Genomic DNA, 15,018 nt, shown 5'->3' with positions numbered 1-15,018 from the left:
TCGCTGAATGGGGCAGGCAATCGCTCATTTTGCCATAAGCCGGCCGGGGCATTGTCGAAGGCGGCCAACGCCCGTCCGTGGTAAAGCGCGGCGCGGGGGCAGCTTCTATGATGAATGCCTACCCGTCCGGGCGCCTTCGGGCGCCCCACCACAGGAGTCGTCCATGCTGCACCGCCGTGCCCGTCCCCTTCTGCTCGCCCTTGCCCTGGGCGCCACCCTGCCCGCCCTGGCACGCACCCCGGCCCCCGCCGCACCGCAGGTACCGACCCAGGTCTCCAACGTGGCCTGGGCCGGCGACATGGCGCAGTTCGCGGCCCAGGACGCGGCCAACCCGCCGCCGCGCGGTGGCATCGAGTTCATCGGCAGCTCCTCGATCCGCATGTGGGAGGGCCTGGCCACCGATTTCCCGGGCCAGCCGGTCTTCAACCGCGGCTTCGGCGGCTCGGAAGTGCGCGACAGCACCTGGTACGCCGACCGCATCGTGATCCCGTATGCGCCCTGCAAGGTGTTCTTCTACGCTGGCGACAACGACCTCAACAGCGGCCGCAGCCCGACCCAGGTCCGCGATGACGTGGTGGCCTTCGTGCAGCGCGTGCACCGCGACCTGCCCAAGACCACGGTGGAGATCATCTCGATCAAGCCCAGCCCGTCGCGCGCGAACCTGCTGCCCGCGGTGGTGGAAGCCAACGGGCTGATCAAGGCCGCGCTGGCCACGCTGCCCAACACCGGCTACACCGACGTCTACACGCCGATGCTCGGTGCCGATGGCCAGCCGCGTGCCGCGCTGTTCCGCGAGGACATGCTGCACATGAAACCCGAAGGCTACGCAATCTGGCGCACGGCGCTGGCGCCCAAGGTGCAGTGCAACTGAGCGATCCGGGGAGGCGCAGCGCCTCCCCGACTCAACGGTAGTGGATCGTGGCCTGGGTGCCCTGCCCCGGCTCACTGGTCAGGCCGATCTTCCAGCCGAAGCGGTCACACAGCCGGCGTACGATCGACAGCCCCAGCCCGGTCCCCTGCGGGCGGCTGGGCTCAGCGCGGTAGAACGGCTCGAAGGCGCGGCCCAGCGCTTCGGGTGACATGCCGATGCCGGTATCGCGCACGACCACGCGATCCTCTTCGACATCAACGTCGATCCGCCCTTCATCGGTATAGCTGCAGGCATTGCGCAGCAGGTTGCTGACCACCACCTGCAACACCCGCGGCGGTGCGTGCAGCATCACTGGGCCGCTGCTGTGCAGATGGATCTCCACCGGCCGCCCGGCGATCAGCTCGCGGGCATTGTCCACCTCGTGGCGGACGATCTCGTTGACGTCGAACAGCTCGATCTGCGGCTCGACATCGGCCTCGCGGGCAAGGATCAGGAAGGCATCGATCACCGCTTCCATGTCGCGCCCGGCGCGCTGGATGCGCTGCAGGCCGCGGCGCAGGCGCGGGGTGATGTCCTGGTCGCCCAGCGCCATGTCGCTGGCCACGCGGATCACGGTCAGCGGGGTGCGCAGCTCGTGGCTGGCATCGCGGGTGAAGTTGCGCTCGCGCGCGACGTGCGCGGTGACCTTGGTGGCCAGCGAGTGCAGCGCAGCGGCCAGCTGACGAGTCTCGCCCTGCATGTCGGCCGGCAGCTTGGCCGGCGCCAGGTCGGCTGCTTCCGGGTGCCCCGGATCCCAGCGCGAGACACGGCGGGCCAGCCAGTTGACCGGCGACACCAGACGTTTGGAGGCGCGGTAGGTGATCCACGAGGCGCCATAGACCGCCAGCAGGGTCAGCAGCACCGGCACCACGCCGAACCAGAACGCCAGCATTTCCGCACGCGAACGCAGGAACACCAGGTACAGGCGACCTTCCGGGCGTGCATCGACCAGCACCAGCTGGTCGTCGTCCTTGAGCTCATGGAAGCCGGGGGGGAGCGTGCGCAGGTTGGCCGGCAGGCTCAGCGGCGACTGCCCGGTCTCGAGCAGATAGCCGCGAATGTTCTGGGTATTGGGCGGCGGCTGCACCGGCGAGGCCTCGTGCAGCTGCCAGTAGTACCCGGCCTCTTCCTGCAGCGCGCTGCTGACCAGGCTGTGCTTGATCACCAACGACACCAGCCACGCACCCAGCAGGATGCCCAGGCTGGCGAGCACGGCTTGGAGGATGAAGACGATGCGGATCTTGCGCGGCAGACCGTGCGGCATTACGGGGTCCAGGGCGGTTCGCGGCGATTATAGGAAAGCTTGCCGTGAGTCCATCGTGCAAACCATGACAACGGCCCGGCAGATGCCGGGCCGTCATGCTCCAGAGGGTACCGGAGGATCGGATCGCTCATGCCGCCCGCAGGCGGCCGAGCGGCGATCGACCGCCCATCAGCTCATCGGCTGGGCGATATCGGCAATGCGGTAACCGGCGCTCTGCACGGTATGCAGCAGCGGGCGATCAAACGGCTTGTCGATGATCTTGCGCAGGTTGTACAGATGGCTGCGCAGGGTGTCCGAGTCCGGCAGGCCATTGCCCCAGATCTCGCGTTCGATTTCCTGGCGGGTCACCACACGCGGCGATTCGCGCATGAGGATCGTCAGCAGGCGCAGGCCGATCGGCGAGAGCTGCAGTTCGGTCCCGGCACGGGTGGCGCGCATGCTGACCGGATCGAGCACGAGGTCAGCGACCTTGAGCACTTCCGAGCCGACCTGGCGACGCTCGCGGCGGATCAGCGCGCGCAGGCGGGCTTCCAGTTCCTGGATCGCGAACGGCTTGGTCAGGTAGTCATCGGCGCCGAACCCCAGGCCGGTGAGCTTGTCGTCCAGCGTGTCGCGCGCGGTCAACATCAGCACCGGCGTGGACTTGCGGGCGTCGTTGCGCAGGCGGCGACAGACTTCGATGCCGTCCAGACGCGGCAGCATCAGATCGAGCACGACCACGTCGTAGCTGTTCTCGGCCGCCAGACGATAACCGTCCAGCCCATCCTGAGCGTAGTCGACTTCGAAGCCGCGCCCTTCCAGGTACTCGCCGATCATCTCGGAAATATTACGGTTGTCTTCGACCACCAGCACCAGGCCGGAGGTCTCCTTTGTCTGACGCATGGGATTCCCTCTTTCTTCAGCTTTGTGAAACATGCCGCATCGTCAGTGGACGCGGTGTGAAGTTCCTCACACACCGATCAAAGCAGGGGTTTGAGCAGCGGCCAGACGTTGTCCAGCACCTGCGGCTGCGCAGCTGCGGTGGGGTGCAGCCCGTCGGCCTGCATCAGATTCGGCTTCAAGGCCACCCCCTCAAGCAGGAACGGCAGCAGCGGCACGTCGTACTGTTTGGCCAGCTCGGCGTAGGTCTGGCGCAGGCGCTGGCGGTAGGCCGGGCCATAGTTGGGCGGCACGTCGATGCCCAGCAGCAGCACCTTGGCGCCCGCCTTCTGGCTGGCCACGATCATCTTTTCCAGGTTGCCGCGCAGCTGGGCCGGGGTCAGCCCGCGCAGCGCATCGTTGCCGCCCAGTTCGATCACCACCACGGACGGGCGGTGCTTTTCCAGCAGGCCCGGCAGGCGGGTCAGCGCGCCGGCGGTGGTTTCGCCGCTGATGCTGGCATTGATGATCGCCGGCGGTGTCTTGATCTGTTGTTTGACCCGCTGCTGAAGCAGGTTTACCCAGCCCGACGCGGCCGGGATATTGTGGGCGGCACTGAGGCTGTCGCCGACCACCAGCACCGCCGCACGGGTGTCCGGACCTTTGGCACAGGCCAGCATCGGCATCAGCAGCAACCCTGCCAGCAGCCAGCCCATCGAGGCCACGCGGCCCATTCCACTTGCTTGGTTCATTGGAGAATCCTCATCGACAGCCTGTCCCCCCGCAGCGCGCCCGTCGCCATCGCCGCCCACAACGTGGGCAAGTCCGCACGTGGCCCGGAGGGTGAAGTCCACATACTGGACAACATTGACATGACCGTCCATGAAGGCGAGAGCGTGGCCATCGTCGGCGCTTCAGGTTCGGGCAAGACCACCCTGCTCGGCCTGCTCGCCGGGCTGGACCTGCCCAGCCACGGCACCATTGCGCTGGCCGGTGCCGAGCTCAACACGCTCGATGAGGAAGCCCGCGCACAGCTGCGCGCACGCGAGGTCGGCTTCGTGTTCCAGAGCTTCCACCTGCTGCCGGCATTGACCGCCGAAGAGAACATCGCGCTGCCGCTGGAACTGGCTGGCCGCGAAGATCCAGTGCGGGTGCGCGAGGTGCTGGAACAGGTCGGCCTGGGCCATCGTGCGCGTCACTACCCGCGCCAGCTTTCCGGTGGCGAGCAGCAGCGGGTGGCGCTGGCCCGCGCGTTCGTGGCGCGGCCGCGCATCCTGTTCGCCGATGAGCCGACCGGCAGCCTGGACCAGACCACCGGGCAGCAGATCAGCGACCTGTTGTTCGCGCTCAACGCCACCAGCGATACCACCCTGGTACTGGTCACCCATGACCTGCGCCTGGCGCAGCGCTGCGAGCGTATCTACCAGCTCGACGGTGGCCGCCTGGCCGACACCGTTGCCGGCGCAGGCGCATGAACGTCGTGCGCCATGCAGCGCGTGCGCTGCGCCGCGAATTCCTGGCCGGCGATCTGCTGACCGTGTTCGCCGCACTGGTGCTGGGCGTGGCGGTGATGACCGCCGTCGGGACATTGGTCAACCGCGTGACCCTGGCACTGACCGGCAGCGCAGCGGAGATGCTCGGCGGCGACCTGGGCCTGAGCGGCCGCGAAGACATCCCGCAGACCTTCGCCGATGCAGCGCGCGAGCGCGGCTTGGCCAACACGCGCATGGTCAGCTTCCCCAGCGTGCTGTTCCATGGCGATGACAGCCAGATGGCCAACATCAAGGCGGTCGCCGATGGCTACCCGCTGCGCGGTGAACTGCGGGTCAGCCGCACGCTGCATGACAGCGCCAGCGACACCACAGGAACGCCGCCGCCGGGCGAAGCGTATGCCGATCCCCGCCTGATGCAGGCGCTTGGCCTGCAGGTGGGCGATGCACTGGAATTCGGCGCGGGCACATTGAACGTGACCCGCGTGCTGCAGGCCGAGCCGGACACCTCCGGTGAGCTGATGCAGCTGTCGCCGCCGCTGCTGGTGAACCGCATCGATGTGGATCGCGCCGGCCTGCTCGGGCCGGGCAGCCGCGCCTCCTACCGGATGATGTTCGCCGGTGAGCCTGCGCAGATCGCCTCCTTCCGCGAGTGGCTCACGCCGCAGGCCAAGGGCTATCGCATCGTGGGGATCGACGATACCCAGCGCGGCGTGCGCGGCGCGTTCGATCTGGCCGGGCGTTTCCTCTCGCTGGCCGCGCTGCTGGCAGTGTTGCTGGCCGGTGTCGCCACCGCGCTGGCCGCCAACCGCTTCGCGATGCGACGCATCGATCAGGTCGCGATCCTGCGCTGCCTGGGCGCGCGCCAGCGCGACATCCTCACCGCGATGGCGCTGCAGCTGGTGATGCTGGCGGTGCCGGCCTGCCTGGTTGGTATCGGGCTGGGCATGGCCGCGCAGGCCGGGCTGGTGCAGGCGCTGGGTGGATTGATTCCGAACCGCCTGCCGCTGCCGCAGGCCACACCGGCGCTGAGTGGTGCAGGCATCGGCCTGGTGCTGCTGCTGGGCTTTGGCCTGCCGCCGCTGCTGCGCCTGCGCAGCGTGCCGCCGATGCGCGTGCTCAACCGCAGCTTCGCCGCGCTGCCGCCGAGCTCCATGCTGGTCTATGCCGCCGCGCTGGCCGCGACCGTCGCGCTGACCGTGCAGGCCACCGGCGATGTAAAGCTGGCCGCGTGGGTGCTGGGCGGGCTGGCCGCGCTGGCGGCGCTGGCCGGCGCGCTCGGTGCCCTGCTGCTGTGGCTGCTGCGTGGGCTGCAGCCGCGCCTGCGCGGACGCTGGAAGCTCGGGCTGGCCTCGTTGACGCGACGCCGCGGGCTGGCGGTGATGCAGCTGGTCGGCCTGTCGCTGTCGCTGTGTTCGTTGCTGCTGCTGTCGGTGATCGGTCCGGGGCTGTTGGCGCAGTGGCGCGATCGCTTGCCGACCGATACGCCGAACTACTTCCTGATGAACATCCAGCCCGAGCAGCGCGATGCCGTGCTGGCCACGCTGGGTGGGCTGGGCGTGGCATCACCGGGCATCGAGCCGTTCAGCACCGGTCGCCTGCTGGCGGTCAATGATCGGCCGCCGCAGCGGCAGGCACGCGAGGACAACAGCAACGAGGATGACGATGCCAACCGGCCGGTCAATTTCTCGTGGCGGCATGATTTCCCGCCGGCCAATACGCTGCTCAGCGGGACGTTCTGGAAGGCCGGCAGCACGGCGGCGGAGGCCTCGATCGAGCAGGGCTGGGCCGAGCGCTACGGGATGACGCTGGGCGACACGGTGACGCTGCAGATGGGCGATCAGGAGCGCAGTTTCACGATCACCAGCATCCGCAAGGCGGACTGGGATTCGTTCCGGGTCAACTTCTTCCTGCTGCTCAACGAAGGTGCGGTCGCCGATGCGCCGTACAACCTGATCACCGCCTTCCATCTGCCACGCGCGCAGGCACCGGCGCTGGCCGGGCTGACGCGGGAGTACCCGAACATTTCACTGTTGGATATCGACGGCATCCTGGAGCGGGTGCGCGAGGTGGTGGATCGGGTGAGCCAGGCGGTGCAGCTGGTGATGGGGTTCAGTCTGCTGGCCGGGCTGCTGGTGCTGCTGGCGGCGTTGCAGGCAACGGCCGGTGAGCGGCGCTACGACAGTGCGGTGCTGCGGACGCTGGGGGCGACGCGCCGTCAGCTGCGCGGTGCGGTGCTGGTGGAGTTCGGTGCGCTCGGGCTGTTGTCGGCGTTGTTGGCGGTGGGCGCAGCGGCGCTGCTGGGCTCGGTGGTGGCGCGGCAGGTGTTCGAGTTGACGCTGAGTCCGCCGTGGGGGCCGTTGGTGGTGGGCGGTGCGTTGGGTGTGCTGTTGAGCATGCTGGCTGGTTGGTGGGGGACGCGGCGGATTCTGCATACGCCGCCGGCGTTGGCGCTTCGGGAGGCGTGAGTTTGGGGCGCCGTTGCATTGAAAGCGAAAGCGAAAGCGACGGCGTCCATGCGTCCACTGCCTGAAGGCTGGCGGGCAGCCCTGCCCAGGACGCGCCGTAAACCCCTCCCTGGGGGCTCGTGGGCGCCATCCCTGGCGCCCTGACGGTCCCGGGCAGGGCAACCCGCCATCCTTCTCGAGGGATGGCCTTGGGCGGAGGGGAGAGTGGCGGGTCTACCGTTGGGCTCGAGTTGGTACGACCATCGATGAGGCAATGTGCTGCTTCGAGGTTTGGCGATGGACGCGAGCGGCACCGATGGCGTCGGTGTCAGCGCGCGCGTTCTGGCGGTGCTTTTTCTACCCACTGCTGGAAGACGGCGTCGATCTCGGTGTCCACCACGGTCTTGCCGTCCTGGATGTCCTGGGCCTGGGTGAACAGCGGGATGATCATGGCCATGCCGTCGGGTTTGGTCTTCAGGTGCACGCCCGGTGCCTGCCCGAGGAAGTCGTCCCAGCGCTGGCGCACCTTCGCCCAGTAACCCGCGGTGGCGGTCCAGTAGGCGTAGGCGGGGGTGAAGTCCACCTCGGTGGTCTTGTTGTACTCGTTGAAGCCGAATTCGCGCGCGATCGGTGTCTGCGTGCCGTCGGAGCGCCGCTGGATCTTGGTGTTGAACTGCTCGTGGGTCCAACCGTTGGGCGTGCGCGTGTGCCGGTTGATCACGGCCAGGGCGTTGTAGTCGCTGCGGCGGGTGTATTCGCGGCGCGGCAGGGGGCGCCAGCTGAGGTCGCTGGTCCACTCGGCGATGCCGTTGTCGTAGCGCCAGGCGCCGGTGCCGCAGTAGCGCGGTGCGTCGCTGACTTCGTAGACGCATTGGGTCCAGGCACCGGTGGTGAGCGACGTGGGAATGGGGCGCACGTGCCAGGTCTGCTCGGCAGTGAACTCGAACCGGGTCGGTGCCTGGTAGACCCAGTCCTGGCGCCAGTGCTTGGTGACGTGGCCGCTCTTCGGTTCGACCAGCAGGTGCTGCAGCACCACCCGCTTCGGGGTGTCTTCGACCACGATCACCACTTCGTTGCCACCGGTGCGTACGGCCGGCGCGCGTTCGTAGCCGGGTTTGAGCAGGACGGTTTCGTCGAAGGCGAAGTCGACGATGTATTCGCCCTGCATGGCCAGGATGCTGGCGCGGTCGCGCGCGGGGTCGGCCGGTGTGGCATGCGCACTGGCGGTGAGCGCGAGCAGCAGCGCTGCCAGGGTGAGCGAGTACGGCATTACAGCTGGATCACCGGCATGCCGTCGGCCGTCCACGGTCCACTGCGGCGGGCCGCGGTGGCGCAGCAGCAGTCGTCGACCCAGAGCTCGCCTTCGGCGCCTTCAACGTTGCCGATCCGGCGCGCGGTGGTGGCGCCCAGGGACGACAACGATGCCAGGCTGGCGGCCAGTTCGCGGCCTTCGCCGACCTGCAGGCGCAGCGCGCACATGCGCCATGCGTCGTTGCCCAGGCGCACCGCGAGGCGTCGCCACAGACGTTCGGCGACGCCAGCGTCGTTGACCGGTTCGGGCCGTGCGGGAAACGCGGACACCAGGCGATCCCAGGCAAGGAAATCGCTGTCGGGCAGCAGATACAGGCGCCAGCAGCAGCGGCCGCGGGCATCGACGAAGCACAGGCTTTCGCGGATGCCTTCGCTGTCCATGCCCTGGCAGGCATGCGCGGAGACAGCATGTTTCCAGCCACCGAGTTCACTGCTGTCCGGGCGGTACAGGCACAGCACGGTGCCCAGCGAGGCCAGTTGCGCGGCCGATGGCAGGCCGGCGATGGGATGGCGGCCCGGTGGGCGGCCGACGGAAAGGGCACGGCTCATGGCGGTCTACCTGCAATCGGCGGTTGCGGGGGGAGACCCTCGACCCACGCCGTGGGCCGGAGCCGACGGCGGAGTGTCGAGGGGGAGAGAGCTGGGGGAGGCAGCGCCGTTACTTGGTCAGGATCAGCTTGTCGTTGCTGGTATGACGCAGGCGATAGAAGCGGTCGCCGTGCTGGATCAGGATTTCGCGGCGCCCCTTGAGCAGGGCTTCGCTGTCGATCACTTCTTCCGGCGGGACCACGCGGACCGGACGGTCGCGGAGGGTCAGCGTTTCGGGGCGCAGCAGTACAGCAGCTTGAGTGTTCATCGTCTGGACTCGTTGCGAGGGGCGATTCAAATGATAATGATTCTCAGTTGACAATCAACAACCATTCTCACTTTGAGAGATGACATTAATGATCGAATGCTCAACTTCGATAGCCTCAGTCAATCGCCTCAGTCAAGCGCGCTCTGTGTGTGGTCGCCCGTCGCGTGAGCTGCAGAGCCGGCCAGCGGCCGGCACTACCGTGGAGGGACGGCGCCTGTTCCAGGCGCCCTGCTCCGTTCTGCCAAGGATCCGAGCTCTGCTCGTCCCGTTCCATCTCCCGCCACACCATCGGTAGTGCCGGCCGCTGGCCGGCTCCCCGGATCCCGACAGACGCAATCAGGCAAAGACCGCTTCCACCTGCTGCCAGATGCCTTCATCGAGCTGTTCGAACAGCGCCAGTGCGCCCAGGTTTTCCTCCAGCTGGCTGACCCGGCTGGCGCCGAGGATCACGCTGGAGACATTCGGGTTGCGCAGGCACCAGGCGATCGCCAACTGTGCCGGGGAGACGCCCAGCTGCGCGGCCAGTGCGGTGTAGCGCCGCACCCGCTCGATGCGGTCGCTGCCGTCGTCCAGCACCTGCGACTTCAGCCAGCCCAGCTGTTCCTGGCCCAGCCGGGACTGCGGGTCTACGCCGGCGTTGTACTTGCCGGTCAGCAGGCCGGAGGCCAGCGGCGACCAGATCGTGGTGCCCAGGCCGGCCTCGGCATACAGCGGCGCGTACTCGCGCTCCACCCGCTCGCGGTGCAGCAGGTTGTACTGCGGCTGCTCCATCGAGGGCGCATGCAGGTTGCGCGCGCGGGCGATGTCCACCGCCTCCTGGATCTGCGCGGCCGACCACTCCGAAGTCCCCCAGTACAGCACCTTGCCCTGGCGGATCAGGGTGTCCATGGCCTGCACGGTCTCGGCGATCGGGGTGTCCGGATCCGGGCGATGGCAATAGTAAAGGTCCAGATACTCCACCCGCAGCCGCTTGAGCGCGGCGTGGCAGGCATCAGTGACGTGCTTTCGCGAGAGGCCGTGCTGGGTCGGGCGCGGGTCGTCGACGGCACCGAAGAACACCTTGCTGGAAACGCAGAAGCCATCGCGTGGCAGGCGCAGGTCGGCGATCACATCGCCCATCACCTGCTCGGCGCGGCCGCGCGCATAGCCCTCGGCGTTGTCGAAGAAATTGACCCCGGCATCCCAGGCGGTGGCGATCAGCTTGCGGGCCTCATCGCGGCCGATCTGGTCACCGAAGGTCACCCAGGCCCCGAAGGACAGGGCCGAGAGCTTCAGGCCGGTGGAGCCAAGACGGCGATAGAGCATGTGGTTCTCCTGCTGCGGGCCCGCGACCGGGCCGGATCGATGCGGTAAGTGTAGAGGGTGGCATGCAGCGCGCGCAGGGCGTACACCGTGATCTCACGGCCCGTGACACGCCGCACGGAAACCGGGCCATGCCTTGCCGATACAGGCCCGATCACGACCGATCGGCTCGCGGACGCTGCTTTTCCTTGCCCCGCCCTTGCCGCTGCTCTAGGCTTCCCGTTTTTCGCGGCGCCCCAAGGGAAGTCTCATGGTCGAAGGTTTGGGCAGGATTGGCTTCGGCCTGTTCGGGTTGGCAGTGCTGATCGGCATTGCCTGGTTGTTCTCGAACAACAAGCGGGCTGTCGACTGGCGCCTGGTCGTCACCGGTATCGCATTGCAGATCGCCTTCGCGGCGGTGGTGCTGCTGGTCCCGGGTGGCCGCGATGTGTTCGACGCGCTGGGCAAGGGCTTCGTCAAGGTCCTGGAGTTCGTCAACGCCGGCTCCGGCTTCATCTTCGGCAGCCTGATGGACACCAGCCAGTTCGGTTTCATCTTCGCCTTCCAGGTGTTGCCGACCATCATCTTCTTCTCGGCGCTGATGGGGGTCATGTACCACCTCAACGTGATGCAGATGATCGTGCGCGGCATGGCCTGGGCGATCACCAAGATCATGCGCGTGTCCGGCGCCGAAACCACCAGCGTCTGCGCCAGCGTCTTCATCGGCCAGACCGAAGCGCCGCTGACGGTGCGTCCGTACATTGCCAAGATGACCCAGTCCGAGCTGATCACCATGATGATCGGCGGCATGGCGCACATCGCCGGCGGCGTGCTGGCCGCATACGTGGGCATGCTCGGTGCCGGCGATCCGGTCGAACAGGCCTTCTATGCCAAGCATCTGCTCGCCGCGAGCATCATGGCGGCCCCGGCGACCCTGGTGGTGGCCAAGCTGCTGGTGCCCGAGACCGGTACACCGCTGACCCGCGGCACGGTCAAGATGGAAGTGGAGAAGACCTCCAGCAACATCATCGACGCGGCCGCAGCCGGTGCGGGCGATGGCTTGAAGCTGGCGCTGAACATCGGTGCGATGCTGCTGGCCTTCATCGCCCTGATCGCCCTGATCAACGCCCCGCTGACCTGGCTGGGTGAGGTCACCGGCCTGGCCGCGCTCATGGGTCGCCCGACCGACCTGTCCACCCTGTTCGGCTTCCTGCTGGCGCCGATCGCCTGGGTGATCGGAACCCCGTGGGCCGATGCCACCACCGTAGGCTCGCTGATCGGCCAGAAGGTCGTGATCAACGAGTTCGTGGCGTATTCGGAACTGGCCAAGATCATCCGAGGCGAGGTGCCGGGCACGGTGCTGTCGGCCGAGGGCCGTCTGGTCGCCACTTACGCGCTGTGCGGTTTTGCCAACTTCAGCTCCATCGCGATCCAGATCGGTGGTATTGGTGGGCTGGCGCCGGAGCGTCGCCACGATCTGGCCAAGTTCGGCCTCCGTGCGGTGCTCGGCGGTACCATTGCCACCTTCATGACGGCGACCATCGCCGGCGTGCTGACGCATTTCAGCTGATATCCGTTCTTTGAGAAACAGTCTTTATGAGTAGCAGTGTCGTCGTAATCGGTTCCTTCAATGTGGATCATGTCTGGCGTTGTGAGTCGCTCCCGGCCCCGGGTGCGACCATTGCCGGCCGCTACAGCACCGGTCCCGGCGGCAAGGGCTTCAACCAGGCCGTGGCCGCCCGCCGTGCCGGCGCGCCGACCACGTTCCTGTGCGCGCTGGGCCATGACGCCGGCGGTGCGATGGCGCGCGGCCTGGCCGAGCAGGACGGCTTTTCGCTGACCGCCGAGGCCAGCAGCGAGCCGACCGGCACCGGCGGCATCTATGTCGACAGCCGCGGCCGCAACACCATCGTGATCGGCCCGGGCGCCAACGCCGCGTTGAGCCTGGACTTCGTCGAACAGCAGCGCGCGCTGCTGGCCGGCGCCAAGGTGGTGCTGGCGCAGCTGGAATCGCCGGTGGAAACCATCGAAGCGGCCCTGGCAATCGCGCGCGAGGCCGGTGCCACCACCGTGCTCAACGTGGCGCCTGCCGATGCGCCGTCCAGCATCGGCCTGCTCAAGCTGGCCGATGTGCTGACCCCGAACGAGACCGAGTTCGCTGCCCTGCTCGGCCGTCATGTCGGCGAGCGCGTGGATGCCAACGACGTCGCCGCGCTGGACGGCGCCAGCCTGCATGCGCTGTGCCGCAAGCTGGTCGGAAACGGCACCGTGGTGGTGACGCTGGGTTCGGTCGGGGTGTTCGTGTCGCACGCTGAAGAGAACCTGCGTGGCGATACCCAGCCGTACTACCGCGTCGGTGCCGAGCAGGTGCAGGTGCTGGACACGACCGGTGCAGGCGATGCGTTCAACGGTGCGCTGGTTGCCTCGATCGCGCAGGATCCGGAGGCGGCGTTTGCCCGCCACGTGCGTTTCGCCAATCAGTTCGCCGGTCGTTCGACCGAGAAGGAAGGCGCCGCCGCGGCGATGCCGCACTTCACCCCGGGTGATGCCGAGAACAAGTAAGCGCCACCGGTGTGGATACCGAGAGGCCAGCGTTCGCGCTGGCCTTTTTTTTGGTTCTGCTCCTGCTTGCATGGAATGCACGAAGCGACCTCTGGGCCTTTCGATGCGCGGCGGCCGGGTGGTTGAGCGCTGGGGCGCGATGCCCTTGCCGGCGAATGTCCCCCGGCGTCGGCCTGCGGCCGCCACCTCCTCCTTGATTTCGCCCACAAGGGCATCGCGCCCCACGTGTCCAGACCACTGGCGCCGTATGGAAAGCACCGGTTTCCCTTCTGCCTACCGCGAGCCGGAGCCCCGTAGCGGCCGGTAGGCTCCTGGGCAAAATCAAGGAGGAGGCCGTCGCCGCGAGGCGGCGGCCGGGGGACATTTGCCAAGGGGCCTGCCGGTCGCTACGGGGCCCTCACGCTCGCGGTAGACCACGTGGCAACGGCACGCAGTGCGTGATCCACAGCGCCAGCGCACCGACCAACAGCCCGGCGAGCACATCCAGCAGATCGTGCTGCCAGGTGGTGAGCGTCGAGACCAGGATCAGCCCACAGGCGCCGTTCCACAACCAGCGCACCGCTGCCGCATCCGCCTGCAGTGACTGCCGCCATGTCTGCCAGACCACCACCAGTACCGCAGCGTGCAGCGACGGCGCCATGTTGAAGGGCGCTTCGAACGCGCGTAGTTGTGCGAACAGCAGGCCGCTCGCGCCCTCCGGCTGCAGCAGCACACGCACATTGCCGGTCGGCCAGCACACGAAGGCAAGCATGCAGGCGGCCTGCACCAGCGCGATGGCCAGCGCATGGCGGCGCAGGGCCGATCGGGTCGGGCACAGGAAGAACGTCAGCGGGTACAGCAGGTTCAGCGCCAGGTACGGCCAGATCGACCACGCCCAGAACGGGATCGCTTCGTCCCAGCGACCGTGCAGACTGTAGGTGTGCGCCTGGCTGGCCGCCCAGTGGTTCGTCCAACTGTAGCCATGGATGAACATCGCACCGAGCAGCAACATCCACAGCATCGCCTCGCGCCAGGGCGGCTGGGGGACGGATGCGTTGGCAACAGGCGGCGTGGGCACGCGCGCACCGTAGCAGAACGTGGCCCGCCTGTTTGCCGCTATCCTTGCGGTTTCGCGGATACACGGACTGTACGCAGTGGCAGCAGCAGGCAGTCAGGAACACGCAGGCCCGTACGTGGGCGAACCGCGCTGGACGCGCAATCCAGCGTGGGCGCTGTTTTCGCAGACCCATGCGCAGCGACAGTTGCTGCTGGTGTCCGGTGGCGCCGACGAACTGTATGTGGTCGATGAGGCCGATACCCCGACGGTCATCGAACGGATCCTCGGCCACTGGGAAAACGACACGCTGGCGATCCTGCAGGACGATGCCGAGTGCGGCCCGGCGGTCCGCCAGTTGATACGTCTCGGCGTCTTGGCGCCGCTGGCGGCCGTGCGCAAGGTGCGACGCTACGCAATCGACTGGCTCGGCGAACCGCTGCCCGGATTGGCCGACGCCTTCGACCAGCATGCCGGCGCGGATCTGCAGCGCGTCGATGCCGTCGCTGATGCCGACCTCCTCGTGCTGGTCCGGCACGGGCTGGGCTGGGAACAGGCCTTGGCCCGCTACCGCACGCAGATCCCGGCACAACCGCATCTGCTGCTCGACCTCAGCTATCACCACACGCTCGCACTGGGCCCCTATGTGGTGCCCGGCCAGAGCGCCTGTGTATATTGCCTGGGCAACCGGGTGCTGCGCCGCTGGGGCGAAGCACCCGTGCCGGCGATGCCGGCGGTCGCAGCGCAACCGGCACGGATCGCGGCGCTGGTCGCGCCGTTGCTGGATCAGCCGCCGCTGTTGCTGGCCTATCTCGAACGCAGCGTCTGGCTCGACCTGCATCGCCTGCACGGCGAGCGCGACCGGGTGTTGCGGCTGCCGTGGTGCCCCGCCTGCCAGGATGGCGAAGCGTCGCTGCCGTCACCGCTGTCCTTGCCCTGGGACACCGGGCGCCCGTGATAATGTGCGCCACGCGCCGGGCGTTTCCGCCCCGGTCAATGGAGTGAC

Annotated in this window: 14 protein-coding genes; 6 read left to right on the top strand and 8 right to left on the bottom strand. The window is 67.7% G+C overall.

Annotation, left to right across the window (positions count from 1 at the left end; translation table 11 throughout):
- Nucleotides 1–163: 163 nt before the first annotated feature.
- Nucleotides 164–871 carry an SGNH/GDSL hydrolase family protein gene (locus EDF74_RS00555; protein ID WP_123728385.1) on the top strand — a complete coding sequence of 236 codons (708 nt, stop codon included), beginning with the start codon at nucleotides 164–166 and terminating at the stop codon, nucleotides 869–871.
- A gap of 31 nt (nucleotides 872–902) precedes the next feature.
- Here the strand turns inward: EDF74_RS00555 and EDF74_RS00550 are convergent, their stop codons facing one another.
- The 3 genes from EDF74_RS00550 to EDF74_RS00540 all read right to left on the bottom strand — a co-directional run bounded on the left by EDF74_RS00550 (nucleotide 903) and on the right by EDF74_RS00540 (nucleotide 3,784).
- Entirely contained in the window at nucleotides 903–2,174 is a 1,272-nt protein-coding gene (locus EDF74_RS00550; RefSeq protein ID WP_123728384.1) for a sensor histidine kinase, read from the bottom strand.
- 168 nt (nucleotides 2,175–2,342) lie between these two features.
- Complete coding sequence (locus EDF74_RS00545) at nucleotides 2,343–3,056, bottom strand: response regulator transcription factor (RefSeq protein ID WP_019182442.1); 714 nt, start codon at nucleotides 3,054–3,056, stop codon at nucleotides 2,343–2,345.
- A gap of 77 nt (nucleotides 3,057–3,133) precedes the next feature.
- Nucleotides 3,134–3,784, bottom strand: coding sequence for an arylesterase (locus EDF74_RS00540; RefSeq protein ID WP_184996993.1), 651 nt, complete (start codon nucleotides 3,782–3,784; stop codon nucleotides 3,134–3,136).
- A gap of 120 nt (nucleotides 3,785–3,904) precedes the next feature.
- Here EDF74_RS00540 and EDF74_RS00535 point away from each other — a divergent pair, with 120 nt between their 5' ends.
- Both EDF74_RS00535 and EDF74_RS00530 read left to right on the top strand, forming a co-directional pair.
- The gene (locus EDF74_RS00535; RefSeq protein ID WP_123728383.1) at nucleotides 3,905–4,507 is read left to right on the top strand and encodes an ABC transporter ATP-binding protein; all 603 of its coding nucleotides are present in this window, start codon (nucleotides 3,905–3,907) and stop codon (nucleotides 4,505–4,507) included.
- Nucleotides 4,504–6,990: an ABC transporter permease gene (locus EDF74_RS00530; protein WP_123728382.1), complete on the top strand. Its 2,487-nt coding sequence runs from the start codon at nucleotides 4,504–4,506 to the stop codon at nucleotides 6,988–6,990. Before EDF74_RS00535 ends, EDF74_RS00530 begins: the two co-directional genes overlap by 4 nt.
- A 307-nt stretch (nucleotides 6,991–7,297) precedes the next feature.
- On the opposite strand, the gene EDF74_RS00525 is transcribed toward EDF74_RS00530, so the two are convergent.
- The 4 genes from EDF74_RS00525 to EDF74_RS00510 form a co-directional block, all read right to left on the bottom strand.
- The gene (locus tag EDF74_RS00525; protein ID WP_123728381.1) at nucleotides 7,298–8,239 is read right to left on the bottom strand and encodes a DUF6607 family protein; all 942 of its coding nucleotides are present in this window, start codon (nucleotides 8,237–8,239) and stop codon (nucleotides 7,298–7,300) included.
- Complete coding sequence (locus tag EDF74_RS00520) at nucleotides 8,239–8,829, bottom strand: Hemin transport protein (RefSeq protein ID WP_123728380.1); 591 nt, start codon at nucleotides 8,827–8,829, stop codon at nucleotides 8,239–8,241. Before EDF74_RS00520 ends, EDF74_RS00525 begins: the two co-directional genes overlap by 1 nt.
- A 109-nt stretch (nucleotides 8,830–8,938) precedes the next feature.
- Nucleotides 8,939–9,136, bottom strand: coding sequence for a hemin uptake protein HemP (gene hemP / locus EDF74_RS00515; protein WP_019182448.1), 198 nt, complete (start codon nucleotides 9,134–9,136; stop codon nucleotides 8,939–8,941).
- A 336-nt stretch (nucleotides 9,137–9,472) separates the two neighbouring features.
- Nucleotides 9,473–10,441 (bottom strand): potassium channel beta subunit family protein, encoded by a 969-nt coding sequence (locus EDF74_RS00510; protein ID WP_123728379.1) that lies wholly within the window; start codon nucleotides 10,439–10,441, stop codon nucleotides 9,473–9,475.
- 247 nt (nucleotides 10,442–10,688) lie between these two features.
- Between EDF74_RS00510 and EDF74_RS00505 the strand changes: the two genes are divergently transcribed.
- Nucleotides 10,689–11,987 (top strand): NupC/NupG family nucleoside CNT transporter, encoded by a 1,299-nt coding sequence (locus EDF74_RS00505; RefSeq protein ID WP_123728378.1) that lies wholly within the window; start codon nucleotides 10,689–10,691, stop codon nucleotides 11,985–11,987.
- A gap of 26 nt (nucleotides 11,988–12,013) precedes the next feature.
- The gene (locus tag EDF74_RS00500; protein ID WP_123728377.1) at nucleotides 12,014–12,979 is read left to right on the top strand and encodes a ribokinase; all 966 of its coding nucleotides are present in this window, start codon (nucleotides 12,014–12,016) and stop codon (nucleotides 12,977–12,979) included.
- Between the two features lie 397 nt (nucleotides 12,980–13,376).
- Here EDF74_RS00500 and EDF74_RS00495 read toward each other — a convergent pair whose 3' ends face one another.
- Nucleotides 13,377–13,979 carry a phosphatase PAP2 family protein gene (locus tag EDF74_RS00495; protein ID WP_123728376.1) on the bottom strand — a complete coding sequence of 201 codons (603 nt, stop codon included), beginning with the start codon at nucleotides 13,977–13,979 and terminating at the stop codon, nucleotides 13,377–13,379.
- A 133-nt stretch (nucleotides 13,980–14,112) separates the two neighbouring features.
- Between EDF74_RS00495 and EDF74_RS00490 the strand changes: the two genes are divergently transcribed.
- Nucleotides 14,113–14,970: a hypothetical protein gene (locus EDF74_RS00490; RefSeq protein WP_148045892.1), complete on the top strand. Its 858-nt coding sequence runs from the start codon at nucleotides 14,113–14,115 to the stop codon at nucleotides 14,968–14,970.
- Nucleotides 14,971–15,018: the final 48 nt, after the last annotated feature.

It is taken from the genome of Stenotrophomonas rhizophila (genome assembly GCF_003751305.1).
GTDB lineage: Bacteria > Pseudomonadota > Gammaproteobacteria > Xanthomonadales > Xanthomonadaceae > Stenotrophomonas > Stenotrophomonas rhizophila_B.
The sequence above is the reverse complement of the archived record's forward strand: the minus strand, read 5'-3'. Positions and strand labels throughout refer to the sequence as shown.

Bases quoted from the DNA above. Each gene is read 5' to 3' on its own strand.
- EDF74_RS00525 (WP_123728381.1), bottom strand. From the start codon at position 8,239: ATGCCGTACTCGCTCACCCTGGCAGCGCTGCTGCTCGCGCTCACCGCC.
- EDF74_RS00520 (WP_123728380.1), bottom strand. From the start codon at position 8,829: ATGAGCCGTGCCCTTTCCGTCGGCCGCCCACCGGGCCGCCATCCCATC.
- EDF74_RS00530 (WP_123728382.1), top strand. From the start codon at position 4,504: ATGAACGTCGTGCGCCATGCAGCGCGTGCGCTGCGCCGCGAATTCCTG.
- hemP (WP_019182448.1), bottom strand. From the start codon at position 9,136: ATGAACACTCAAGCTGCTGTACTGCTGCGCCCCGAAACGCTGACCCTC.
- EDF74_RS00545 (WP_019182442.1), bottom strand. From the start codon at position 3,056: ATGCGTCAGACAAAGGAGACCTCCGGCCTGGTGCTGGTGGTCGAAGAC.
- EDF74_RS00555 (WP_123728385.1), top strand. From the start codon at position 164: ATGCTGCACCGCCGTGCCCGTCCCCTTCTGCTCGCCCTTGCCCTGGGC.
- EDF74_RS00495 (WP_123728376.1), bottom strand. From the start codon at position 13,979: ATGCTGTGGATGTTGCTGCTCGGTGCGATGTTCATCCATGGCTACAGT.
- EDF74_RS00540 (WP_184996993.1), bottom strand. From the start codon at position 3,784: ATGAACCAAGCAAGTGGAATGGGCCGCGTGGCCTCGATGGGCTGGCTG.
- EDF74_RS00550 (WP_123728384.1), bottom strand. From the start codon at position 2,174: ATGCCGCACGGTCTGCCGCGCAAGATCCGCATCGTCTTCATCCTCCAA.
- EDF74_RS00535 (WP_123728383.1), top strand. From the start codon at position 3,905: ATGACCGTCCATGAAGGCGAGAGCGTGGCCATCGTCGGCGCTTCAGGT.
- EDF74_RS00510 (WP_123728379.1), bottom strand. From the start codon at position 10,441: ATGCTCTATCGCCGTCTTGGCTCCACCGGCCTGAAGCTCTCGGCCCTG.
- EDF74_RS00505 (WP_123728378.1), top strand. From the start codon at position 10,689: ATGGTCGAAGGTTTGGGCAGGATTGGCTTCGGCCTGTTCGGGTTGGCA.
- EDF74_RS00500 (WP_123728377.1), top strand. From the start codon at position 12,014: ATGAGTAGCAGTGTCGTCGTAATCGGTTCCTTCAATGTGGATCATGTC.